The sequence below is a fragment of the Trinickia fusca genome (genome assembly GCF_003628145.1).
GTDB lineage: Bacteria > Pseudomonadota > Gammaproteobacteria > Burkholderiales > Burkholderiaceae > Trinickia > Trinickia fusca.
Genome location: NZ_RBZV01000004.1, coordinates 463,008 through 486,548, shown reverse-complemented (window position 1 = coordinate 486,548; position 23,541 = coordinate 463,008). Strand labels below are relative to the sequence as shown.

Below are 23,541 nucleotides of genomic sequence, written 5' to 3'. Positions count from 1 at the left end.
GGCGACCGTCTGTCTGGGCAATTGGCCTCGTTCGCCTATCGTGCAATCACGCAGCGGGCCTCGACGAGGCTATACGCTCTACTGCGGTCAGGAACCGTGTTTCTTGAGGAGACGCTGATATTCCCGACGGTTGTAGTCGACCATCGCAAGGAACCACTCATCGAACCCTGGGAAGGTGTCAATGAGTCCACCCGCTAACCACAGAACCTTGCCCGGTGTCGTCGTGTGGGGGCGGGTCATCACCATCACGTCGATGTCGTCCGAAGACACGGCGATCGGCAGCAGATCCCCTTTGCCGAAGCCACAGAGCGGTTCGAGGGGCTCAAGCGATTCGATCAGCTCAATGGCGCGCGCCGCCCGCGGACCACCTTCGAAATCATCGGCACCGAATACATCTACGCACTGCTTGAAGGCCCGCCATCCGTTCGCATGCAACAGGAACGCCCGATGCTGCGAGTCCAGCGCATAGCCCAGCCGCGCCTCGAGAGACCGCAACCGGTCCTCCGAAGCCGCGACCTCAGGCAAGGTGTTTTCCCAGAGCTGGTCAACATCTACCTCAGCAATTTTCTGCTTGACGAGGTGGGAGATCACCAGTTCCCGTTTCCAGTCCAATTTAGATCCCCTTCGTAAATAAATCTCGTCGGCTTGTAGCCGATAGGATAATTCTGCGCTTGGCGGCCCAGACTGGAGTTGATGGAGGAATCCATATCCAACCAGAAAGGAGAGACAGGCCTCCCAGTCCACGTTGTGTCCGGGCCATGGCCAACAACGCCAGTGTACGGCCGGCCTTCAGCTTCCGCCGCTTTCCGCTCCTCGCGCGCAGCCGCGGAAGCATCGTCCCGCATCTCCCCCGCCGTCGAAACCCGGCCAGTGGGCGACATGTAACCCTCGTCGATCGCCAGGTTCGAGATGGCAGCATACTGCCGAATCTGCTCCACTTGGCCAGGTGTCGCGCCGGCCACAGGATCTCGAAGGACGACCGGTCCCGACATCGCTTCGCCAGGATTGGCTATCTCCTGGCGCAACAGATCGCGCTTCAACAATTCGTACTGGTAGGCACTATGAGCTGCGTTATCGCCAACTAACCCTGCGTCACCGGCGCCACCAACATCCAAGGGTGCTGTAACCCTGAAATCAGGCGGCATGATATAGGAAGGCCCGATCCCCAGCTGGTAATTGAACTCCTCGAACTTGGCCCCCGCGAGCTGCATCGTACGCGACGTTGCAATATCCTCGGCAGCCAGTTTTACTCCCATTGAAGTAGTGCGAGCGACGGTCCCTCCGGCCTCTGCCAAATCGGCTATCACCCCCTCACCGCCAACCGCGAGCGAAAAGATGCCCAGCACGTTCTGCGTCCGAATTGCCTGCGCCCCGGCATAATCCCCTGCCGCTTCCAGTCGATCGATCCGGTCCGATTGCCAAGCGGTGCGAACGTCTTGCTTGACTTCGTCGAGCGACACGTCACCCGTTGCCAGGCGCAAGCCGAAGGTTGCGACCTTACCCGGGGCCTCCACCATGGCATGACCAAGCGCAGAGTTGCGCTGGACCGCAGCCATCGCGTCATCGTTATGATCCGCCAGCCAGCCCCCTGTGAGCGCATTCGCCGCGACCCAGCCTTGGTCATTCACAAAGCGCGCCGTGTCTGCCACAAGGTGGACCACCCCCAGCGCTGTTCCCCCGAAGGACTGAATCAGTCGATCCACCGTACCGCCAGCGCTACCAGACGTCCCGGCTGACAGCGATGCCGCAGGAGCGGGGGCCTGCGCCGCGGTTGCTTGGTTATCCGCCAAGAAGCCCGCGAACCGATTGGCCTCTCGATAAGCGTCGTTGGCCGTAGCCTGTGCTGCCGCCTTCGCCTGCTCGGCCTGAGCAACCGCCTTCAAGTGCTCGCCGTAGGCAATGTCCTTGGAGTAGACACCGAGACCCGTCGTTGCCGCCGGCGTGCTGCTATCGGGCAACTGGAGCTGCTGGTCTGCCCCAATCCGGCGCGGATTAGCGATGCCGTTAATCTCGGCTAGCTGACCCACATAGTTGTTGATCGCATGCTGATCGGCGTCCGCCCCCAGCTGGGCACGGGCAATCCGCTCCAACGAACCACCGTAGTCACCCGCGCGCACGGTCTGCGGCGACGGTTGAGAATCTGTCGATGCCGCAGTGTCGAACAAGCCGCCACCCGAGCCCCCGAAAGTGCGGTAGTCAGGTTGCTGTAGCAACCCTCCATACACGCCAAACAACGTGCTGAAGCTTGCCGGACCGCTCGGCACCGGGTTGGCTGGCGCCGTCGACTGCTGCACCTCGCTAGCGTTGTTGGCCAGTATCTCCTCCTGCTGCCCCACGGTCTTCATGTGGTCCACCAGGTCTTGCCCCAGCGCGTTGCCAAAGGAGTCGGCAGCGACCTGTTCCAAGTTCACCCGTCCGCCCTGAACCAGGCTCACCGTCGTCCCGCTGGCGATACCCTGGAGCGTCTGGCTGACGGTCGAACCCGCGCTGCCGAGCGCATTCACGAACGCGCTGCCCTTCAATCCGTCCGCGACCTCGCCGCCCACGGCGGCACCCGCCGCCGCAGCCGCCACACCCACCCAATTGAAGCTGTGCTGCAGACCTGTGGCAACTTCGATGCCCTGGCTCATCACGCTGCCGAGGACCGCTCTCTCGGCCAGTGCCTGTACCCCATCGCCCGTGATGCCCAGCCCGGGCGCAATCTTGCCCAGCGCCGGCGCAACCTCGCCGCCTACGCCCGCCGTGATGCCCGCGGTCAGGGCGGAGATCCCGACGGCGCCCCAGTTGAAGCCACTCTGCATGCCCATCGCCATGGACACGCCCTGGCTCGCGATCGAGCCTACCGCGGCCCCGAGCGCCGCGTAACCCATCCCGGCCACGCCTAAGCCGCCCACCATCGCCGACGCTCCCGCTGCCATGATCGAGCTGAACCCCGCACCGATCCCGACAGCGGCCACACCCGCCGTAAACACCGTCGCCACCACGGCCACGACCGCCGCGACGATCATGCCGAACACACCACAACCACCACCACCGCCATGCGCCGGCGGCGCCGCGAGGTTCGGCGTGGTGTCGCCGACAGCCTTGCCCGGGTCGTACGGCTTGAAGTTCGTGCCGTTGTTGTGGATGCCACCCGGCGTCGTCGGGATCGTGATCGTCTGGCCGACCTTCAGATCCGAATCGCCATGCAGGTTGTTGGCATCGGCGATCAGATACCAGAGCTGGTTATCGCCGTAAGCGCTCTGTGCGATCGATTGCAGCGTATCGCCGGCATTCACGCGGTAGCTGCCCACGCTCGCCTGCGGATAGTTCGCGTCGATCGACTGATAGCCGACGTTGAAGCTCTCGACTTCCGCGAAGTTCGGATGGCCGTTCGAGCTCGGGCTCTGGACGTTGATGCCCATGCCCGTCGTGCCGACTTGCTGACCGTTCGCGAAGACGAAGAACTGCTTGTTTCCGCCTTGATTGCGGAACAGCACATGTCCCTGCGCGTCGTTCACCAACGTGCGGTTGTTGGCCGCCTGCGTCGCGTCCGTCACGGCGACGAGGTTACCGTTCACGTCGTAGCCATCGGTCGTCGTGCCCGGCTGCAGTACCGTGCTCGTGCCGTGCACCGTGCCTTCCTTGTAGCCCTCGTACTTGACGAGCGTCGTCTGGTACGTGTTCGTATAGGCCGAGCCGTCCTGGTTGAAGAAGCGGTACTGCAGCAGGTTGCCGACGTTGTCGTAGCTGTCGTAGTTCGTCTCGTGATCGGCCGCGCCGTTGGCCTTCAGCACGCGTTGATGCAGCATGCGCCCGTTCGCGTCGAAGCGGTTGATCGTCGTCTGCACGCCAGGCGTGCTCGCGCTGCCGAGCAGGTTCGTATAGGACAGCGACAGCGATCCCGCCGGCCCGCTTTGCACCATGCGGCCCGCGCCGTCGTAGTAACGCGTGTCGACGGGCGTGCCATCGCGGAAGATCTGGCTGATGCGTCCAACCGCGTCGTACGTGTATTGCTCGGTCGTCGCCCCCGTGCTCGCGCTGTACGTGATCGGCGTCGTCGAGTGAATCGCGGTCACGTAGATGGGGTTGCCCGATTCGTCGAGGCCGTAATACGTGCGGCCATGCGCATCGGTCGACACGTTCAGGATCGGACGGCCCGATTCGTCGAGCAGCGTCTGATTGGAGCCGTCGATCGTGTAGCCGGCCACGTAGCTGTTGCCGCCGCCCGACGTAATGCGCGCACCGATCGACGTATCGCTCGTGCGGTTGCCGTTCAGGTCGTAGCCGATCAGGTGGCCCTGGCCTTGCACGATGCCGCCTTGCGGCGACGTGCCGTCGACCACCGTCTGCCGGTTCATCGCGTCATAGGCGTACCAGAGGTCGCTGTCGCGCGCCGCATCCTGATTGTTCAGCACGTGCGTGTGCTCGTGCAGACGGTTGCCCACGTTGTCGTAGTCGATCGACAAGTGCACGCGCGTATCGGCCACGTCGCGCAGCCTGCCCAGCGCGTCGTACGCGAGATGGCTGTCCTGGTAGACGATGCCGCCTTGCACGGTCCTCTCGCGCACATGCTGGCCCGCGGCGTTGTACGCGTAGGTCGTGACTTGGCCCACTGCGTTGTCGACGATTGCCGTGAGCTGGCCCGCCGCGTCGTACTGCATCGTCTGGTTCTGGCCGCGCGAGTTCGATTGCGCGATCAGCTGCCGTGCACCGTCGTACGTATAGCTGTAGTTCGCCCCGCCGATGTCGGTATGGGCCTGCAGCTGGCCAAAATGATCGTAGCGCCACGTCGCCGTGCTGCCGTTGGCATCGACTTCGCTGATCTTGTGGCCTTCGACATCGTAGGCATCGCGCGTGACCTGGCCCAGCGGCTGCGTCGTCGCGACGATGTTGCCGCGCAGGTCGTAGTCGTAACGCACGACTTCGCCGTTGCCGTTCGACGTCCACAGCTTGCGGCCCGCCTGGTCGTAGCCCGTGCTCTCGACGAGGTTGCGCGTCGCCTGCAATTGCAGGTTGTTGTTGCCGTCGACGGTATAGACGCCGACTACGCCGTGCGTCGTCGAGATCAAGCGGTCGAGGTTGTCGTACGCGTAGGTCGTGGAGTTGCCCAGTGCATCGATGAGCCGCACTTCGTTGCCGAACGCGTTGTAGGCATGGCGCAGAACGCCGCCGTCGGCGTGCACTTCCGCCGTGACGTTGCCGGCCGCGTCGTAGAGCTTGCCGTTCACGTGCCCGTTCGCATCGACCACGGCCACTTGTCTGCCGAGACGGTCGTAGGCGATACGTTGCACCGGCCCTGCGCCCTGAACGCCGTCGCTGTTCGGCTGATCTTGTTCGATGAGCTGATTGTTCGCGTTGTAGCGATACGTCGTGACCCAGGCGCCCGAGCGCGGATCGCTGATCGACAGCACGTTGCCCCAACGGTCGACGGTGCGATTGACGACCGGACGCGCATTGGTCGCGTACGACGCACTGCCCGCCGCGGCGAGGCCATCCCTGCCGGCGATGCTGATCGCCTGCGGGTTCGAGCCCGTCGAAATACCCACGCCAAAGCCCTTGGGCGTGCCCGGGATCGTATAGCCCGGGGTGTACGGCGGTGTCGTGGAAGCGATCGACGGCGGCGGTGTCGTGCCCGGCACCCAGACCTGCTGCTGCTGGGTCTGCGTCTGCATGACCGTGTACGGCACGCCGACGATGACGTTGCCCTGCCACTGGTAATGCTGGCCGAGGATCGGATGGCCGCTTTCGTCCGTGCCCACGACGACGGGCGCGCCGTAGATCGGCTTGCTCGGCGCCGTCATGTAGCGGCTCGGATCGGGCGGCGTCACCGTGACGTTGCCGTAGACGGGCACCTGACGCGTCTGGTACTGCGTCACGTACTTCGTTGTGTATTCGATGTTGCCGGACTCGTCGCGGGCATACTGAATGTTGCCCGACTCGTCGCGAATCGGCTGCCCGTTCTCGTCGCGCAGGATGATCGGATCGCCGCGTACGGGTACCTGCACCGGATAGGTCTGCGTCGTATAGCCCGTGATCTGCGTGACCGTATAGGGCACCGCCACCACGACGTTGCCTTGCCACTGATAGTGCGGCGCGAGGATCGCGTTGCCGCTCTCGTCGTAGGTCGCGATCGGCGCGCTATAGGTCGCGCGCGTCCAGCCCGTGATGTAGTTCGACGGCGCCGGCGGATTGACGGTGACGGGCACCTGCACCTGGACGTTGTGCGTCTCATAGTGCCCCGGGCCCTGTCCATTGACGGTCAGATTGCCGGTTGCCTGTGCCGTCGGTGCGCCGTTCGGGCCCATCAGCAGAATCTGGTACTGATAGTTGCCCGGGGCAATCTTGCCGATGTCGACGCGCTGCGTGCCCACCTGTGCGCCCGATTCGGTGTTGCCCGACGGATAGGTGTAGACCGTCAGCGGCGTCCATGCCGACGCGCCCGCGGCGCGGTACTGGAAGACGACCTTCGTGGGCGCGCCTGCCTGCGGCCATTGAATGACGTTCGATTGCGTGGCGCCGATGATCGCGCCGGATTCGGTCGTCGCGTAAATCGGCTCGCCCGATTCGTCGTAGCCCGTGACGGTGCCGCCGACCTGACCCGTGCCGACCGTCACGCCCGTGATGTTCGGCAAGTTGACGGGCGGCACGTAGCGAGGCGGTATGGGGTTGCTGACGCTCAGCGAGCCCGTTGCATGCGCGTAAGGCGTGCTGTCGCCGCTGTGCGTCCACAGCAGTTCGAAGTCGTACGCACCGCCAGGCAGGCCCGACGTATCGACTGCATCGATATTGTTCGCGCGCGACGTGACGGGCAGCGTGTTCCAGTTCGACGTGCCCTGCACGCGATAGCGCAGGATCTGATCGACGCCCGCGCCCGGCGTTTGCCAGGCGAGCTGACCGGCCCCAGCGGGACCGTAGCTGATCGACGTGCCGATCGGCGCAAGCGTGATGCCGCCGACGCTCAGCGAGCCCGACAGCGCCACGGCCGTCGCCTGCCCCGGCGCCGTCGTCAGCACGCGGTATTGATAGCCGCCCGGAGGCAGGCCGGTCGTATCGGCGCGCAGCGCGTCGCCGAAGTTGATCGTCGACAACGCGAACCAGCCGTTGGTGCCGTTCGCCGCGACCTGCACCTGAACCTGCGTGGCGGGATCGTTCGGCGTGGCGACGAGGATCGCATCGCTGGGCGGTGTCGCCCCCTGATCGAGCACGACCTGCCAGTTGCCGTTGATGTCCTTCTTGTAGACGGTCACGCGCGTGACCTTGCCGATACCGCCGTTCGTCGTGTTCTGCGGATCTTGCCAGGTCAGCGTAACGCCGCCCGCGGCTTGCGCCGCCGCATCGCCCGTGTACAGCGCATCGCGCGAACCCGCGACACCGGCCTGCCACGCGCTCGGATGGCCTTGTTCGTCGTAGGCTACCGCGGCGCTGGCCGTCAGGTATTCGACGTGCACCTTCACGTCGCCCGCGCCCAGTGCGCTGAGCGGGGTCCACGACAGCGCGAGCTGGTTCGTGCCGGTCCAGCCCGTCACATGGCTGCCTTCGTCGACGGCCGGGTGGCCGTCTTCGCCCAATACGGGCGAAGCGCTCGAGGCGATCGTGGCATGGCTCGACATGCTGAAGATCGTCGCGCCGCCCATCGTATCGACGCGCTGCGACCCGATCTGCTGCACCGCATGGCCCAGCGCGTCGTAGACGACATCGGTGCGGCGCGCACCGGCCACCTGCGCGACCTGATCGGCCGAGCCGAACGCGCGCAGGCTCACGTTGTTCATCCAGGCGCCCGAGCTTTCGATCGTCGCCGTGTTGTGCCCTTGCAGGTCATACAGCATGACCTTGTCGACGCCGTCGCCCGTGTTCGTGCGCCACACACGGCCGGCGGTGTCGTAGTCGGAGTATTCGACCTGCGCGCCGTTGAGGCTCTTGGCGACCGTTTCGCCGAACGCGTTCAAGGTGACGTGCGTATCGACGAGACCAGCGCCTGGCTGGTTGGGCGCCGGATCGACGACGTCGGTCTGCCGGCCCAGCTTGTCGTATTGGAAGGCCTCGAACAGCGTGTGCGTCACGCCGTCGTTGCCCGACACGGCCTGCCATTGCTTGACGAGATGGCCCGCCGCGTCGAACGACGCGTAGTGTGTGACACCCGTCGCATCCGTGCTCTGGATCGCATTGCCGACGCTGTCGTACTGCGTGAAGCTCGTGCGGTCGGCCGCGCTCGCGCCCGCCACCGTGTAGCCGGCTTCAGTCGCGCTCGACGCGCCTTGCGCATAGTCGATCTTCGCGACGACGTTGCCATAGGCGTCGCGTCGCAACACCGAGAGCGGCGTCAGCGCCGTGCCGCCGACGGTGCTGTTGCGCGTCGGCGTGGCGATCGCCACCGTACGGCCCAGCGCGTCGTAGTACGTATAGGTCGACGCACCGTACGCGTCGGTCGCACGCGTCTGATTGCCGAGCGCGTCGTAACCGTACGTCGTCGTCAGATTGCCGGTCGTGCTGTTGCCGTTCGCCGTGTCGCTGTACTGTACGTTCAGGCGCGTTTCGCTGATCTTGCGATCGAGTCGGTCGTAGCCGTACTGTGTCGTGCGGTCCGCCGCGTTCGCGGTCGGCAGCGTATAGCCGGTCAGGCTCCACGAACCCGCGGCGATCGCCGTCGCGTACTCGGTCTGCGCCGTGAGGTTGCCGGCGGCGTCGTAGCTGCTCGCCGTCAGGTTGCCCATCGCGTCGACGGTCGCGATTTGACGACCGCCCAGGTCGTAGTACGAGACGTTCGCCGTCCACACGTTGGTCAGCGCGTTCTTGAGCACCGATGTGCGCACGACCTGGCCGAACGCGTTGTATTCGGTCTTCGTCGTCTTGCCCGCCGAGAAATATTGCTGGCCGGCCGGGGCGCTCGAATCGTAGTTGTACGCCGTGGGCTCGACGACTTGCACCGCGCGACCGAGACGGTCGTAGCTCGTCGTCAGCAGGCGGTCTGCGCTGTGATCCACGCCCGCGGCGTTCAGCGCCGCCGTGACCGTGGCGGCCGAGACCGGCTTGGTGACGTCGCTGCCGACCGAGACCGTGCTTGCATAGCGCGTGAGGCCCGTCGTATCGCCGAACGCGTTGCGCGTGTAGCTCGTTACGTAGCCGAGCGCGTCGACGTCGTACGCGACATGACCGGTCTTGTCGTAGACCTTGTAGCTGACTGCCCCCACTGCATCGAGGTTCGCGACGGCTTCGCCGAACACGTCGTAGACAACCGTGGTGCTGCGCTGCGCGGCCGTTTCCGTGCGCGTCGCCAATCCCGTCGCGCCGTTCGTGGCCAGATTGTCGGCGCCCGGCGCATACACGGTCAGGCCCGTGACCGAAGTGCCGATCTGATGGCCCAGCGGATCGTACGAATAGGTGGTCGTGCGCGCCTCGGGCCGTCCGTAGGCCTCGGTACGCGAGCGCAGATTGCCGAGCCCGTCGTACCCCATGCGCGTCACGATGCGCGCGGCGCCGCTTTGCGCAGCGTTGACCGACAGCGTACCGTTGGCAGCCGCCGTGACGGTCGCTACATCGATAGCCGGCCCCGTCTCCTGAAGCAGACGGCCTGCCGCGTCGTAGTCGTAGTTCCAGACCGCGCCCTTCTTGTTCGTGAACGCGATCTTCTTGCCGAGACCGTTGTAGGCGTACGTCTCCGTGGCGCCCAGCGCGTCGGTGCTCGAGATCAGGTTGCCGGCACCGTCGTAGGCGAAGCTGTCGGTGCGATCGAGCGCGGCGTTCGGTTTGAGCGCTGCCGCCACGGCCAACGCGTTCGTGCTCGCGGTGCTGGACGCGATGGCCGTCGCATATTGCGTGGTCCGGGTGATCTTCCCCGTACCGTCATAGCGCGTCTCCTTGACGTAGCCGAACGCATCGGTGACATACACCTGACGGTTGGCCGCATCGAACGCGAAGGCCCTTGCTCGGTCGTTAGCCGCATCGGCTTGCAGCAACGCCGCTACGTTCGACGGCAGTGCGATGGCCGGCAGCTTGCTCGTGTCGATTGCATGCGCGTACGCACGCGTCACGAGCACATTGCCAGCCGCGTCGTACCAGTTCTGTGTGACATTGCCGAGCGCATCGATCGCCATCACCTGGCGGTTCGCCGTGTCGAACACGGCACGCGTCGTGCGGTCGTTGACGGCATCGGCAATGACGGCGGCTTGCAGCGCGGCGAGTGTCGTCGGCGTGGCAAGGCCCACATTCGCCAGACGGTTCGCGTAGTTCGTGCGTGCGACGACGTTGCCGTTCGTGTCGAACACCTGACGCGCCACGCCGCCCATCGCATCGACGGCGAAGACCTGGCGGCCCGCCGCGTCATACGCGAACGTCGTCACGCGATCGTCGGCACTGCTCGTCACCGACGACAACGCGACCGTCGAGAGGGTCTGCGGATTGAGCGGCGTCGCATAGGCGATCGTGCGGATCAGGTTGCCGTCTGCGTCGTAAATGTTCTGCGTAACGGCACCCACGCCGTTGGCCGTGTAGACCAGCCGGTTCGCCTTGTCGTACGCGTTGTGCACGTGCGCGTCGAGCGGGCCCGCACCGCCGAGCTGCGCGTTGATCGCGGCCAGCGTCAGCGGCTGCGTCAGCGTGACGACGGCCGCCGACGAAACACGGTCGATCACGTTGCCGTTGCCATCGTATTGCGTCCGCGTGACGCCACCGGCCGCGTTGACCGTGCAGACCGCGCGGTTGAGCGCGTCGTAGAACGTCTGGTCGACGAGATCGTGTGCGGGGTCCGCGATCGGGGCGGGCACGCCGCCCGATTGCTCGAGTGCAGCCAGGTCGCTCGCCGACAGGTGGTTCGCGTACGCCGTGCGCTTGGTCACGTTGCCGTTCGCGTCGTAGACGTAGTTGACCAAGCCGCCCGCCCCGTTCATGGTCCACGTCAGGCGTCCATCGTGGTCGTAGCGACGCAGTTGCGTGACATCGGTCGCTGCGTTCGCCACCACGCGTGCTTGCACATCGGCGATCGCCGGTGCTTGCGCAAGGTTGGCGAGTGAGATCGGCGTTGCATAGGTCGTCGTCTGCGCGACGTGGCCTGCTGCGTCGTACGTCGTCTGCGTGACGTTGCCGGCGCCGTCGATCGTATAGACCAGCCGATCATCGGCGTCGTACACGTTGCGCGTCACGTTGCCGTTCGGATCGGTGACCGTCACCGCGTTGCCGTTCTTGTCGTAGGCCGTGTGCGTGACGAGGTTCAACCCGCTCGCATCGACGTGCTGTTCGATACGACGGCCCAGCGTGTCGTAGACGTACTGCGTGACCGTGCCGCCCGGGCTCGTCACCGTCAGCGTGTTGCCGCGCGCGTCGTAGCTGTACTGCGTGACCAGGTTCAGGCCACCCGCGTCGACCGTCTGGCTCAGCTTCTGGCCCTTCGCGTCGTAGCGAATCTGCGTGACCACCCCGTTCGGGTCCGTTGCCGAGATCTGCTGGCCCTTCGCGTCGTATTGATACGTCGTCGTCAGCTTCAGTCCGGTCGGGTCGACGATACGCGTGAACAAACGGTTCGCCGCGTCATACGTCAAGTTGACGACATTGCCGTTTGCATCCGTGCTCTGGATCAGGCGGTTCGCTGCGTCGTACTGGCTCGTCGTCTGCGTGAGCGGCGTGCTCGTTTGAATCAGGTTGCCGTTCTTGTCGTACGTGTACTGCGTGACGTTGCCCAGGCCATCGGTCACGCTCGCGATCTGGCCGTTGCGCGTGTGCACCGTCGTGACGGTCACGCCCTCGGCGCTTTTCACGGTCAGGCTACGGCCCGCCGTCGAGTAGCTGTAGGTGACCGTGCCCGACGCATCGGTCTTGGTCAGCACACGATCGAACGCGTCGTAGGTCGTCACGACGTTCGCGTTCGTCGGATCGAAGGTTTGCACCACGCGACCGAGGCGGTCGTAGCGCTGCGTGCGCACGTTGCCGTTCGCATCGACCGTGCGGATCGCGCGGCCGAAGGCATCGTATTGCGTCGACGTTGCGGCGGCCGTGCCCAGAGGGTCGGACGTGGCGCTCGTCTGCAAACCGCGATGGTCGTACGTGAAGGTGCGTGTCAGCGCATGCGTCGCATCGATCGGCGTGCTCGTCGACAGAACGTCGCCGAACGCGTCGTAGCTGTTCGCGCTCGTGTTGCCCAGCGCATCCTTCGACGAGGCGACCAGGCCCGTGGCCGTGTACGTGACGGTCGTGCGGCTGTCGAGCGCCGGATTGCGGATCGCGTTGAGCGCATTGGCGAGCGCCGCGCTCTCAAGCCCACCGCTCAAGCCCGGCAACGCAATGCGCGTGCCGTAGTGCACCGTGCCCACGAGTTGGCCCAGCGCGTCGTACTGACGCTCTTCGACTTCGCCCAGCGCGTTGACCGTGTGCGTGAGACGCCCGTCCTGATCGTAGAAGAACAGCGTCTTGTTGCCCGCGGCATCGAGCGCGCTCGTGCGGCGCCCCGCTGCGTCATACGTATAGCTCGTGCCGTACTGCGTCCAGATCGCGGCGATCTGAGCGGCCGTCATGCCGTCCGTCAGCAGTGACGCGCCCTGCGCCGACAGCTCAGCCGTCACGCGGCCCAGCACGTCGTATTGCTTGGTCAGCGTGCGTTGATCGGTCGTGCCGGCTGCGCGCGTCGTCGACACCAAGTGGCCCGCGCTGTCGTAGGCGTACTGCGTCGTCGAGCCTTCAACGTCAGTGCTCGTCGCCAGCTGGTTCAGCGCCGTGTAGGTGTTCGTCACGACGTGGTCTTCGGCCGTCGAGGCGGCGCGCAGCATAGCCACCGTCGCGCCCGCTTGCATCGTCACAACCGTCGCATAGCGGATCGTCTTCGCCACGTTGCCGGCGGCGTCGTAGACGGTTTCCGTCAGATAGCCTTCGGCATCGACCTGCCCGCTCACCTCCCCCTTGCCGTCGTACAGCGTGTAGCTGTGAGCGTCGTCGCTGCTCGCGGCAGGAATCAGCGAGCCGAGTGTGGCGCCGGCTTGTGCAGCGGCCGTGCTCGAGACCGGCGTCGCGTACGCGATGCGGCCCGTCTGGCGGCCCGCCGCGTCGTAGCGGTATTCGACGAGGCCGCCCTCGGCATCGAGCGTGCCGATGAGTTGCCCGTCGTTGTCGTAGAAGTTACGCGTGATGCGATCCTGCGCGCTCGCGACCGGCGTCGCCAAGGCAATCGTCGGATTCGCGCCGAGCTTGCTCAAGTCGAGCGGCGTCGCGTAGCGGATCACCGACACGATGCGCGAGGCACCGTCGTAGATCGTGCGCGTGACATCGCCGGCGGCATCGACAACGATCGTCAAACGGCCCGAGGCATCGTAGACGTTCGTCGTCGTACGATCACTGGCGCTCGCAGCCGGGCGGATCGAAGCCAAGCTCACGTTGACCGGCTTGCCGTTCGCATCGACGAGGCTCGCCAGGGCAGCGGCTGTGAGCGGTGTGCTGTAGGCGATCGTCTGCGCGAGGTCGTTGCCCGCCCCGTAGCGGTATTCGGTCAGCGCACCCGCACCGTCGATGTCGGCGATCTTGCGGCCCGCGTCGTCGTACAGCACGAACTGTCGCACGCCCGTCGGGTCCGTCGTCATGCGCAGCCGGCCATCGGCATCGTACGTGTAGCTCGTCTGGCCCAGGCTCTGCCCGTTCGCATCAGCTTGCACGACGCTCAACAGGTGGCCGGCCTTGTCGTAGATCGACGCGGTGGTCAGCCCGCTCGCGAGCTTGACCAGGGTCAGGTTGTGCGCATCGTCGTAGCGCGTGACCGTGACGTGGCCGGCCGCATCGGTGCTCGTGAGCACGCGGCCCAGGCCGTCGTAGGTCAGCTGCGTAGCATTCGAGCGGCCGTCGATGGTCGACAGCAAACGCCCTTGCGGGTCGTAGACGTAGTGCGTGACCGACTGCGTGCCGTCAGCGACGCCGTTGCCCGAGGCATCGACGCTCGCATAGGTCGTGCGGCTCGCGAGCTGCCCGCGGAAGTCGTAGGCGAAGTCGGTTCGCTCCGTTTGCGCAAGGTTGGCCTTCGCGGCCCAGGCCTGCATCTGATCGAGCGTGGGCACATCGGTCGAAGCTAGACCGGTCAGCGCATAGCTGTTGCCGCTGTACTGGATCGTTGCCGTGCGCTCGCCGTTCGCGTTGTAGCGATACTCGATCACGCGACCGTCGGCACTCACGACAAAGCGCAGCAGGTTCTGCGCATCGCGCACATAGCGCGTCGTCAGTGGCTGCGCGGCCTGCGTCGTTCCAGCGGCCGGGCTCGCATAGACGGTCTCTGTCAGCAGCGCATTGAACGTCGTGCTGTAGGTGCGCGTGATCGTATTGCCGGAGCTGTCCTGCTGCTGGATCTGATTGCCGTTCGCGTCGTACTGCATCGTGACGGTGCGGCCGGCCGCATCGACGATCTGCGAAACGTGGCCGCCCGTGCCGTACGTGAACGTGGTCGATTGCGCGGCGCCATTCACCGACGGGCCCGTAAGCTGCGTCAGGCGCCCTGCCGTGTCGTAGCTGAACGTCGAGACCAGCCCCAGCGGATCGGTGACGCTCGTACGGCGGTTCGTCGTGTCATAGGCAAAGCGCGTGATCTGGCCGTTGCCGTCGGTGGCCGTGGCGATGCGGTAGTCGCTGCCCACCTGCACATAGGTGAACGACTGCGTGCTGCCGTCGGACTGTGTGATCGAGGCGATGCGCTTGCTCGTGCCGTCGTAGCCGTAGGTCGTTACATAGCTCGTCGCGGGCGTGGTGCCGCTGGCGGCCGTGAGATCGACGCTGACCGTCGAGAGGCGATTCTGCGCGTCGTAACCGTAATGCACGCGCGCGATCGTCGTGCCGTCCTGCAGCACGGTACGAATCTGCGTGACGTCGTTGCCCGTGTAGTCGAGGTAAGTCGTCTCGCCGCTCGCGTCGACGATCTTGGACAGCAGGTTGTTGCTGCCATAGCTATAGGTGATCGTGTTGCCGACCGTATCGGTCGTCGTGAGCAGGCGTCCGAGGCCGCCTACTTCATAACCCTCCTGAGCCCCCGTCACGCCATTGGTAAGGATCAGACGCGCGGCCTTGTTGTCGTAGCGGATCGTGTCGTTCGCGTCGGCGCCGTCGCTGTTGACGTACAAGCTGCGCGTCGCATCGTACGTATAGACGCGTTGCGTGCCGTCGGCGTCGGTGCGCGTGATCGTGCTGCCGGCCGTATAGACGAGGCCCGTGATCTGCAAGCGCTGGCGGTTGATGCCGACGTTCCAGCTATCGCCGCCGTCGGTGTAGTTGCCTTCGCTGTTGTAGGTGCGCAGCACATCGACCGACAGGCCATGCGCGGCGAGGTAGTCGTCGCGGTCCTGCAGGATCAGATTGCCGTTCGCCGCGTTGACGTAGCCGAGCTCTCCGTTGCGGCCACCGGCCGCATTGCCGGTGACGCCGCGCTGCCCCAGCAGAGACAACGAAGACAAAGACAGGCCCAGACCATTGCCGCTGACGATCGCTACCATTTTTCTTATTCCTCGGGAGTGCTGCTGCGCGGCCCATTCGTCTCAGGTGTCATGGGCCTTGGCGCGCTCACGCCCGCCCGCCTCGCGCATCGATCGCGCGGCGAACGGACAGAAAAGTGTTCAACTGCTCGTGTTGATATGCCGATCGCAAATACACGCGAACCCGGCACGGACTTACTCAACATCGCGAAACACGGCTGTGCCGCGTCCCGCTCGCCCTGTGGATCAAGAGGGCATCAGTCGTTGCATGAACTGCTCGAATCGATCGTCACGCCGCTCGACTTCCCATCGCATGCCCAGACACTCGTCGTCATCGGCGTAACTGCTGACGACAAAACCCTCGGCGATGTAGCTGCCGCCGGCGTCGACTTGCAGATGAAACAGCGGCGTATCGGGCGACATCGCGTGATAGATCGGCCGCACATGCCGCCAGCCATCGACCGTGGCATGCGTGTTCGGCACGTCGAAGCGCAATACCTGCGCATCGATCTCGCAGGTCGCCCGGGCATCGCTGCACTTGTCGACGAGGTAGTGGCTGAAGTTGTAGGTGCCCCACCACTGCATTTGCACACCGTCGTCTTCGAAGTGCGTCCAAAACGGATGGTCGTCGCTGATGAACAGCGACCGGCCATAACTGCCCTTCATCTCGATCACGCGCCTCGTCACGCCCAGCGTCGCTCGATGCACGGCCATGACGCGCGCGTCGCCCGTCAACGTGCGGACACGTTCGCCGCCTTCGAAACATTCGATCGGTTGCGTGGAGCCGTCGGCCATCTCGATCGCCGTGCCGGCCATCACGCAGTGGCAATGCGCAGCACCGCCTTGGATGCCGGCGCGCGTGGCCGACACCGCGTCCCACAACGAAGAACGCTGTTGCGCTGTCATCGAAGTTCCTCGAGCCCGTCCGATGGATGGATGTAATGCCGGCCCGCGCCGCATTCGAGCGGCGCGAAGCTACGACATGAAAGCTTCAACACGCGATGCGCCGACGCAGCACGGCCAGCGGCTTGTCCATGCCGGCCGTACTACGCAAACGACGCACGCGAGTGCGTCAATCCGTTAGGCTGAGACGAGCGCTGCTGCGTCCCAACGCGCGCCTTCGCAGTCGGCGTCGGTTGCATGGCTGCTGATGAGGAAGCCGCCTGCGATGTAGCTGCCGCCCACATCGACGATCAGGTGGTAGATCGGGGTGTCCGGCGACATCACGTGGTAGATCGGCTGAACGCTGTGCCAGCCGTCGATGGTGGCGTGCTGGTTCGGCAGATCGAAACGCAGCGGCTCGGCATCGCGCGTGGTCATGAGGCCGTTGCCCAGGCTGCGCTCCATGAAGTAGTGGCTGAAGTTATAGGTGCCCCACCACTCCTTCGCTTGCTCACCTTCGCCGAAGCGCGTCCAGAGCGAGTGCTCGTCGGAAATCAGCAGCGACTCGCCGCGCGCGTTGATCAGTTCGATGATGCGACGCGTCACGCCAAGCGTGGGGCGATCGATCGCCACGACGGTGCCGACGCCGCCGAGGTTACGGACCTTCTCGCCGCCGACGAACGTTTCGACTGCGCGCGTGGTGCCGTCCGCCATCAGGATCGGCGTGCCGGCGAGCACGCACGAGCAGTTGCCACCGCTACCGAGGTTGACGATCGGCGACTGCGACATACGACGTTGCACAGGCTCGCGAACGATTTCCCAGCTCGCGCCGGCTTGCGTCGACGGGCGATACAGAATGCTGGTTTCTTGGTTCGAATCGATGTGCGCGGCGGAAATCTGTTGTTGCACTGCCATCTGACCCTCCTCGGGGTTGGTTATTTGAAGATCAATGATGTCGACATGAATCCGCCAGTCGCGGGTGTCGCGATCGACCGAAAACCGGTCGTCTGAGCAAGTTATCCAGTGTTTTTTCGATTCGTTAAGCGGAAGTGCGAATTTTTTTACCGTCGGCGGCTCGGCACTTGAACCGATGGTTCGATGGCGTTTGCGCGTGCTACATTAGCCGCCGTGCCGGCGCGGCCTGTGGCGCGCGCGGCCCCTCCCGTTCCTTTCTTTCACGCTTTCTTTCGCGCGCCGTCATGACCGATTCCCAGAACGCCGCCCTCGCCGCCTACGAAGAAGCCCTGCAACGCGCGAGCACCGCGCTCGCCGCCCACGACACCGACGCCGCGTTCGCGGCACTCGACGATGCACTCGTGGCGCAGCCGGGCTCGGCCGTGCCGCACTTTCTGCGCGCCGCCGAATTTGCGCGCACGGGCCGCATCGACGATGCCGAAAACGCGTTCACGCTCGCGCTCGTGCAGGATCCGTCGCTGCATATCGCGCGGTTTCAGTTGGGGCTGCTGCATCTGACGTCGGGCAAGCCGGCCCACGCGATCCTCGCCTGGCAAGGGCTGGACGCGCTGCCCGAGACGCATGCGCTGCGTCTGTTCGCGAAGGGCCTCGCACAACTGGCCCAGGACCGCTTCGACGAAGCGCGCGACGCGCTCGAGCGCGGCATGCGCGCGAACACCGACAACGCCGCGCTCAACGCGGACATGAATAAGGTGATTGAAAAGATTGCGGCACTGACGAGCGAGCAGCCTGGTCACGAGGAGCCGTCCGAGTCCAATCACTTTCTCGTGTCGGGCTACGGCAAACAGACGTTGCACTAAGCGCGCAGGCGCAATATCGGTTTCCGGGGATCCGCGAACATGACGACCATCGATGCCGCCTCGCGCCTCGCGCAATTGATTCGCGAGCAGATCGGTCGTTCGCGCGACGCTTCGGCCTTGCGCGGCAAGGCTCCCGCTCGCGGCGAGGCGCGTGCGGCATCCAGCGCCCGACAAGCGGGCGCAACCGACTTGCCCGCGCTGGCGATGCAGCGCGTCGCGTCGATCGATCCCGACGACCCTCAGCGTGCGCGCAAAGCGTTCCGCGTTTTTCTGGAGACCGTGCTGCTCGCCGAGCTCGGCGAAGAGCACGTCAACGATCCGGCCTTCTACGAACTCGTCGGCAAGGTGCAACAGCAAATGGAAGCGCACCCGACGCTCGCGCACGCGATCGAACGTGCCAGTGAGGCGCTGCTGGCCGCAGCGCCCAAGCGCTAACCGTCCTCCCTGACTTGCGCTGGCCAACGGAAAGGCCGACCGCAAGGATTGCAACGAAGTCTCTAGCCTGCAGCGCCCTCGATGCGCCGTGCCACCTGCAGCGCCTGCCCGCCCGCGCGCGCGCCGAGCAAGCGGCGCGAGAGCCTGACGATCGCCTGCGGGTCGCTGGCCTCGCCGGCGAGCAACGCCTGGGCGTAACGTGCCGAGAGGCTCGTCGCGTCGAGGCCCAAGGCGCGGGCAATCGATGCCTGCGCCTCGTCTCTGCGCCCTTCGAGGGCCGCGATCACGGCCAGCCCGCCGTGCGTTTCGCCGAAATTGCGATCGATCTCCAATGACGCGGCGAACGCGGCCTGCGCTCGCGCGAGATCGCGCTGGATCAAATAGCACCACCCCAGGCCATGCCACGTGCCGATGTGATTCGGCATCGTCTCGAGCGATCGCTGGAAATGCGCCTCGGCCACGTCCAACCGGCCATCGAGCATGTCCACGAATGCCAGCGTCGACCAGGTCCGTCCGTCGCGCGGATTGATGGTCAACGCCCGCTCGAGCAATGCGTGGGCAAGCCTGCCGTCGTCCTCGCCGAGCGCGATCGTCGCGCGTACGACGAGCGCTTCCATCTGCCGGTCGTCGCCCGCGAGCGCTTGCTCGGACCAGGTTTTCGCCTCGGCGGCTTGGCCTGCGTCGAGCGCGATCAGGCTGCCGACGCCCACCCACGTCACGCCCGGCTGCGTCGCAGGCACGGGCGCAGCGAACCTGCCGCCGACCCATTGCATGGCCTCGTCGAGCTTGGCAAGGCGATGCCACGTGCGCAACAACAGCGCCGCCGTGGCGTCGGGCAAGTCATGACGCGCGGCGAGCGGCTGCAACAGCGCGAGCGCGCGCTCGTCCTCGCCATGCCGATATGCCAGTTGCGCCAGATTGGAGACGACGGCCGGATCGTCGATACCTTGCTCGAGCAGCGCCTCGAGCAGCTGCTGCGCCTCGACATCGCGGCCGGTCGTCATGCACAGCGTGGCTTCGCGGAACTGCCAGTAGGGCCGCTGCTCGGGCTGCGCGTCGAACAACGCCGCGGCTTGATCGACGAAGCGCTGGGCGGCGGCGAACTCGCCAGCCGCAAGCGCGGTATCGAACGCATCGGACAGCAACGCCGTGTTGTGCGGATCGCGCTGCAAATAGCCTTCGAGTCGCGCGAGGCGCTCACGCATCGCCGCGCTGCCTCCCTGGGCGGTTCGGGTGTCAGTCATCGTTCTCTCTCCTTGCGCTTCGCGCATGAATGGCCTTCAGCGGGCATGCCGCGCTACCACGCGACGTCGCACGATCTCAACGCGTTGCACAACGTGCGCAACGATATCAATGCCTTTCGGTGTATCTGCGCCACGCGGGCGCGCGAAACATCGAGCTCGAGCGCAATCTCCGCGAACGGCGTGTCCTGGATGTAATGCAGCCAGATCACGGCGCGCTCCTGTTTCGGCAGCTCCGCGACGAGCGTACGCAAGCGCTCGCGCAATTGCCGCAATTCGACGTGTGCGAAATAGCCCGACTGCTCGGGATGCCCTTCGGGCTGCGGCTCGTCGATCATGCCCGATCCTTCGAGCAGCATGCCCAACGCCAGCGCAACACCGGCCTCGGCCAGCATACCGAACAGCGCATCGAGGTCGTCGGGCACCTTGCCGTCGGCCAGCGCTTGCGCCCGATCGGCGCGCAGGCGCTGCTGCCACGCGATCTGCTGCTGTTTCTCCGTCAGACGCTCGAGCCCGTTCAGAATCGCACCGCGCATGCGGATCGTCGCGAACGTCTTGAACTGCACGCCCCGCTCGGCCTCGAAGCGATCGACGGCTTCGATGAGCCCGACCGTCGCCAGCTGCAAGTACTCGTCGAAGTCGATCTCGTTGTGCGTCCGCCCCGCGTAGAGCTTTCCCGCAATGATGCGCGCGAGCGGCTGGTAATGCGTGATCAGCTGCTCGCGCGCCGTGTGCGCTTCGTCGTCGAGCTGTCCGCGCGTGCGCCACCAGTGCGCGAGCACCGCCTCGTCGCCCACATCGGGTGACGCGACAGTCTCGGAGCCTGGAGTGCGTGTCATGCCGCTATCCCACGCTCAATGAAACGAACCGACGAGCGCCTTCAGCAGCAGGCTCCACCCGTCGATTAGCACGAACATCAGAATCTTGAGCGGCAGCGCGATCGTCGCCGGCGGCATCATCATCATGCCGAGCGCCATCAGCACGCTCGATACGATCAGATCGATCAGTAGAAACGGCAGGAACACGACGAAGCCGATCTGAAACGCTGCGCGCAGCTCCGACAGCATGTAGGCCGGAATCAGCTGCACATTGCTGATGTCGTCCATCGACTGCGGCGGCTTGGCCTTCGAGAGCTCGACCATCAACGCGAGGTCTTCTTCACGCGTCTGCCGCACCATGAACTCGCGCATCGGCGCGCTGCCCTTCTCATAGGCCGCCTGCACCGACAGCGTGCCGGCCATGAACGGTTGAAAGGCCTGCTCGTTGACCTTTTGCAGCACCGGCGACATCGTGAACATCGTGAGGAACAGCGCCAGGCCGATCAGCACCGTGTTCGGCGGCGTCTGCGGCATGCCGATGGCCTGACGCAGCATCGACAGCACGATGATGATGCGCAGGAACGAGGTCACGCAGACGAGCAACGCAGGCAGCACCGCCAGCATCGTCAGACCCAGCACGATACGCAGCGCCTGCGCCGTTTCCGCCGATGGCGCTGCAGATGCCGGCGTGTGCGTGCGCGCTGGCGCGCGGTGCGCGGCAGGCGTGGCCGGCGCCGACGGCTGCGCAAACGATGCAACGGTGTGCGCCCCTTCGGCGAGGGCCTGCGTAAGCGGCGCGCCGTTCCCAGCGGGACCGGCATCGGCATCCGCGGCATGCGCGGCACCGATCGCGACGAACTGCAGCGTCCCGATCAGCAGCCCGCAACCGAGCCAGCGGCCCAAGCGGTGAGCCCACGTCATGACGCCTCCGTCGGCGCGGCGCCGCCTGACACATGGCCTGCCGCGGACGTACCGCCCGTGCGTTCGCCGAGCACCGATACCGTTTGATCGGTGCAGGCAATCAGCCACTCGCGGCGATCCCATTGCACCACGTGCATGGTCGCCTTCGGCGTCAGCCGCACCGACTGCACGAGGCGCGCGCTGGCGTCCGTCGGCGCGCCGCCCAAGCCGAACGGCAGCCGGGCGAGCGCCGACGCCCCTTGCCCGCTGGCACGTCGACGCAGCCGCACCGCGAACGTTGCCGCCAACGCCAGCGCGGCGAGCGTCACGAGCGCGGCCCAATGCGCACCACCGCCAGTCAACGGTGAATCGCCGCGCCTCACGAGCGGTAGCGAAGCGGGCAGATGGACGGTGCCGTCGGATGCGGAGGCCGATGCAGATGCCGAGGCCGCCTGCGCCCAGGCCGTCGACGGCAGCAGGCTACCCGAGCCGGCCAGGCAGCACGCGAGCGCGCAGGTGGCCGACGCGCGGCGCCACGCGCGATGAAATCGTTCGATCATGATTCGCTCGCGGCTGGCTTAAACGTTGAGCGGCACCGGCAGTTCGGTGATGCGCACGCCGAAGTGCTCGCCGACGGCAACGAGTTCGCCACGCGCGACAACCTGCCCTTCGAGCATCACGTCGACCGGCTCGCCGATGGCGCGATCGAGCCGCAGCACCTGCGACTCCTTGGCGCCGAGCAATTCGCCGACAGTGACGGCGACCGAGCCGACGTGCACGCTCAATTGCGCCTTCACGTTGTGCAGCGGGTTCGCGACGCCGGCGTGGGCATCGATGAGGGACGCCTGCGCGCCGGACGGCGGATCGGCGAGCTCGCTGAAGGCAAGTGCTTGCGCGCGCGGAGCGTCGGCTTGAGCGGGCATCGTCGTGTCGTGGTTGGCCATGATCGTGGTCTTCAAAATCAGTTCAAGCGGGTGGATCTGTCGTGTCGTATTGGGCAGCTTTGGGCAGCTTGGGCCGATGCGCGCGGCATGCCGGACGCACCGTGGCGTTATCGCCGTGCGGCCGGTTCGTTGCCGTGGCCGCTGCCGTCCGCGTTGCGTTGCAGCTCGATGGCGCGCTGTCCGTCGCGCTGGCCCAGGAATGCGGCGGCAATCGTCTGCCTTTTGCCGGCGTCTGCGGTGTTGCCGGTGTGGACGATGAGCGGCGCATCGAGCCGATGCGAGGTCTGCAACACGTCGCCGACGCGCATCGCGGACAGCGCACCGAGCCCGAGATCGAACGGCGCCAGGGCCACATCGAGCGTGAGCCGCTGCGCGGCCACCGCTTGCAGCACGGGCACGGAAGCGGTTGCAGCAGGCTTGGCGCTGGTGCGTTCGCCTGCGAGCGGCGCGCGTGCGGGCGGCACCTTGAAAAAGCGCGCGGCGCATTCGCCGTCGATCAGCAAAGCGAGTTGCGCGTCGCACCAAGGCAGCATCACGACGAGCGAGCCGGACCACGGCTGCAGCGCGTCTGCCGGCACCGGATCGCGTACCGCTCCGGGTTCGGCATCGAGCGTCGCCGCGTCGAATGACAGCGCGGCTGCGAGCGCGCGCAGGCAACCGGTCCACGCTTGGTCGGCAAGCTCGGCGGCCATACTGGACGTGGCATCGCCCCCCACCGCGGTACCGACCGCAGCGGCCGCGCCGAACAGTCGCGCGAGCAGCATGCCGCGCGCCGATTGCAGACGCGTCGGCACCGTCGTCGAGGCGGGCTCGAGCGCCCACCAGAGGCGGCCTACGCCAGAGGCTGCCGCCAACTTATGCCAGGGTGCAGCCGCATGAACCGCCGCGTTCGTCTCGCGCGCCCACTCGGATGCCGCTACGCACCGCACACCCGCATCGACGCCATGCGCGGGCACGCGGCTTACGCCCCAGTCGGCAGCCCACCGCTGCACGGCAAGCGCAAGCGCGCGTGCGAGCGAATCGCGTTCGGCATCGCTCCACGCGCGCAGCGCACGCGCATCGCGAGCCGAAGCATCGGGCGAGAGCAGCGTGGCGCGCCGCGCTGCCGGACGGCGCATAGCCAGGGCCGGATCGTCGGTCAT

The 23,541-nt window shown here is 65.8% G+C and carries 12 protein-coding genes; 2 read left to right on the top strand and 10 right to left on the bottom strand.

Annotated features, from left to right (window positions below; all coding sequences use genetic code 11):
- Positions 1–87 precede the first annotated feature (87 nt).
- The 4 genes from D7S89_RS14080 to D7S89_RS14065 all read right to left on the bottom strand — a co-directional run bounded on the left by D7S89_RS14080 (position 88) and on the right by D7S89_RS14065 (position 17,201).
- Entirely contained in the window at positions 88–612 is a 525-nt protein-coding gene (locus tag D7S89_RS14080) for an SMI1/KNR4 family protein (RefSeq protein ID WP_121278282.1), read from the bottom strand.
- Positions 588–15,425: a LysM peptidoglycan-binding domain-containing protein gene (locus tag D7S89_RS14075; RefSeq protein WP_121278281.1), complete on the bottom strand. Its 14,838-nt coding sequence runs from the start codon at positions 15,423–15,425 to the stop codon at positions 588–590. Before D7S89_RS14075 ends, D7S89_RS14080 begins: the two co-directional genes overlap by 25 nt.
- A 225-nt stretch (positions 15,426–15,650) precedes the next feature.
- Positions 15,651–16,310 (bottom strand): hypothetical protein, encoded by a 660-nt coding sequence (locus tag D7S89_RS14070; RefSeq protein ID WP_147426650.1) that lies wholly within the window; start codon positions 16,308–16,310, stop codon positions 15,651–15,653.
- Positions 16,311–16,484: 174 nt separating this feature from the next.
- On the bottom strand, positions 16,485–17,201 hold the full coding sequence (locus D7S89_RS14065; RefSeq protein WP_121278279.1) for a hypothetical protein: 717 nt from the start codon (positions 17,199–17,201) through the stop codon (positions 16,485–16,487).
- Between the two features lie 284 nt (positions 17,202–17,485).
- Here D7S89_RS14065 and D7S89_RS14060 point away from each other — a divergent pair, with 284 nt between their 5' ends.
- Together D7S89_RS14060 and D7S89_RS14055 are read left to right on the top strand one after the other, a co-directional pair.
- Positions 17,486–18,061, top strand: a complete 576-nt coding sequence (locus D7S89_RS14060; RefSeq protein WP_121278278.1) for a hypothetical protein — start codon at positions 17,486–17,488, stop codon at positions 18,059–18,061.
- A gap of 39 nt (positions 18,062–18,100) precedes the next feature.
- Positions 18,101–18,496 carry a hypothetical protein gene (locus D7S89_RS14055; protein ID WP_121278277.1) on the top strand — a complete coding sequence of 132 codons (396 nt, stop codon included), beginning with the start codon at positions 18,101–18,103 and terminating at the stop codon, positions 18,494–18,496.
- Between the two features lie 62 nt (positions 18,497–18,558).
- On the opposite strand, the gene D7S89_RS14050 is transcribed toward D7S89_RS14055, so the two are convergent.
- From D7S89_RS14050 to D7S89_RS14025, 6 genes are all read right to left on the bottom strand, one after another.
- The gene (locus tag D7S89_RS14050) at positions 18,559–19,740 is read right to left on the bottom strand and encodes a tetratricopeptide repeat protein (protein WP_183085188.1); all 1,182 of its coding nucleotides are present in this window, start codon (positions 19,738–19,740) and stop codon (positions 18,559–18,561) included.
- 53 nt (positions 19,741–19,793) lie between these two features.
- Entirely contained in the window at positions 19,794–20,576 is a 783-nt protein-coding gene (locus D7S89_RS14045; RefSeq protein ID WP_121278275.1) for a sigma-70 family RNA polymerase sigma factor, read from the bottom strand.
- Positions 20,577–20,591: 15 nt separating this feature from the next.
- The gene (gene fliP, locus D7S89_RS14040) at positions 20,592–21,476 is read right to left on the bottom strand and encodes a flagellar type III secretion system pore protein FliP (protein WP_245982899.1); all 885 of its coding nucleotides are present in this window, start codon (positions 21,474–21,476) and stop codon (positions 20,592–20,594) included.
- Positions 21,473–22,015 (bottom strand): flagellar biosynthetic protein FliO, encoded by a 543-nt coding sequence (locus D7S89_RS14035; protein WP_121278274.1) that lies wholly within the window; start codon positions 22,013–22,015, stop codon positions 21,473–21,475. The genes fliP and D7S89_RS14035 overlap by 4 nt, the downstream gene beginning before the upstream one ends.
- Positions 22,016–22,033: 18 nt before the next feature.
- The gene (locus D7S89_RS14030; RefSeq protein WP_121278273.1) at positions 22,034–22,399 is read right to left on the bottom strand and encodes a FliM/FliN family flagellar motor switch protein; all 366 of its coding nucleotides are present in this window, start codon (positions 22,397–22,399) and stop codon (positions 22,034–22,036) included.
- A gap of 107 nt (positions 22,400–22,506) precedes the next feature.
- On the bottom strand, positions 22,507–23,541 hold the full coding sequence (locus D7S89_RS14025) for a FliM/FliN family flagellar motor C-terminal domain-containing protein (RefSeq protein ID WP_121278272.1): 1,035 nt from the start codon (positions 23,539–23,541) through the stop codon (positions 22,507–22,509).

Bases quoted from the DNA above. Each gene is read 5' to 3' on its own strand.
- D7S89_RS14030 (WP_121278273.1), bottom strand. From the start codon at position 22,399: ATGGCCAACCACGACACGACGATGCCCGCTCAAGCCGACGCTCCGCGC.
- D7S89_RS14075 (WP_121278281.1), bottom strand. From the start codon at position 15,425: ATGGTAGCGATCGTCAGCGGCAATGGTCTGGGCCTGTCTTTGTCTTCG.
- D7S89_RS14025 (WP_121278272.1), bottom strand. From the start codon at position 23,541: ATGACCGACGATCCGGCCCTGGCTATGCGCCGTCCGGCAGCGCGGCGC.
- D7S89_RS14055 (WP_121278277.1), top strand. From the start codon at position 18,101: ATGACGACCATCGATGCCGCCTCGCGCCTCGCGCAATTGATTCGCGAG.
- D7S89_RS14045 (WP_121278275.1), bottom strand. From the start codon at position 20,576: ATGACACGCACTCCAGGCTCCGAGACTGTCGCGTCACCCGATGTGGGC.
- D7S89_RS14050 (WP_183085188.1), bottom strand. From the start codon at position 19,740: ATGACTGACACCCGAACCGCCCAGGGAGGCAGCGCGGCGATGCGTGAG.
- D7S89_RS14060 (WP_121278278.1), top strand. From the start codon at position 17,486: ATGACCGATTCCCAGAACGCCGCCCTCGCCGCCTACGAAGAAGCCCTG.
- D7S89_RS14070 (WP_147426650.1), bottom strand. From the start codon at position 16,310: ATGACAGCGCAACAGCGTTCTTCGTTGTGGGACGCGGTGTCGGCCACG.
- D7S89_RS14035 (WP_121278274.1), bottom strand. From the start codon at position 22,015: ATGATCGAACGATTTCATCGCGCGTGGCGCCGCGCGTCGGCCACCTGC.
- D7S89_RS14065 (WP_121278279.1), bottom strand. From the start codon at position 17,201: ATGGCAGTGCAACAACAGATTTCCGCCGCGCACATCGATTCGAACCAA.
- fliP (WP_245982899.1), bottom strand. From the start codon at position 21,476: ATGACGTGGGCTCACCGCTTGGGCCGCTGGCTCGGTTGCGGGCTGCTG.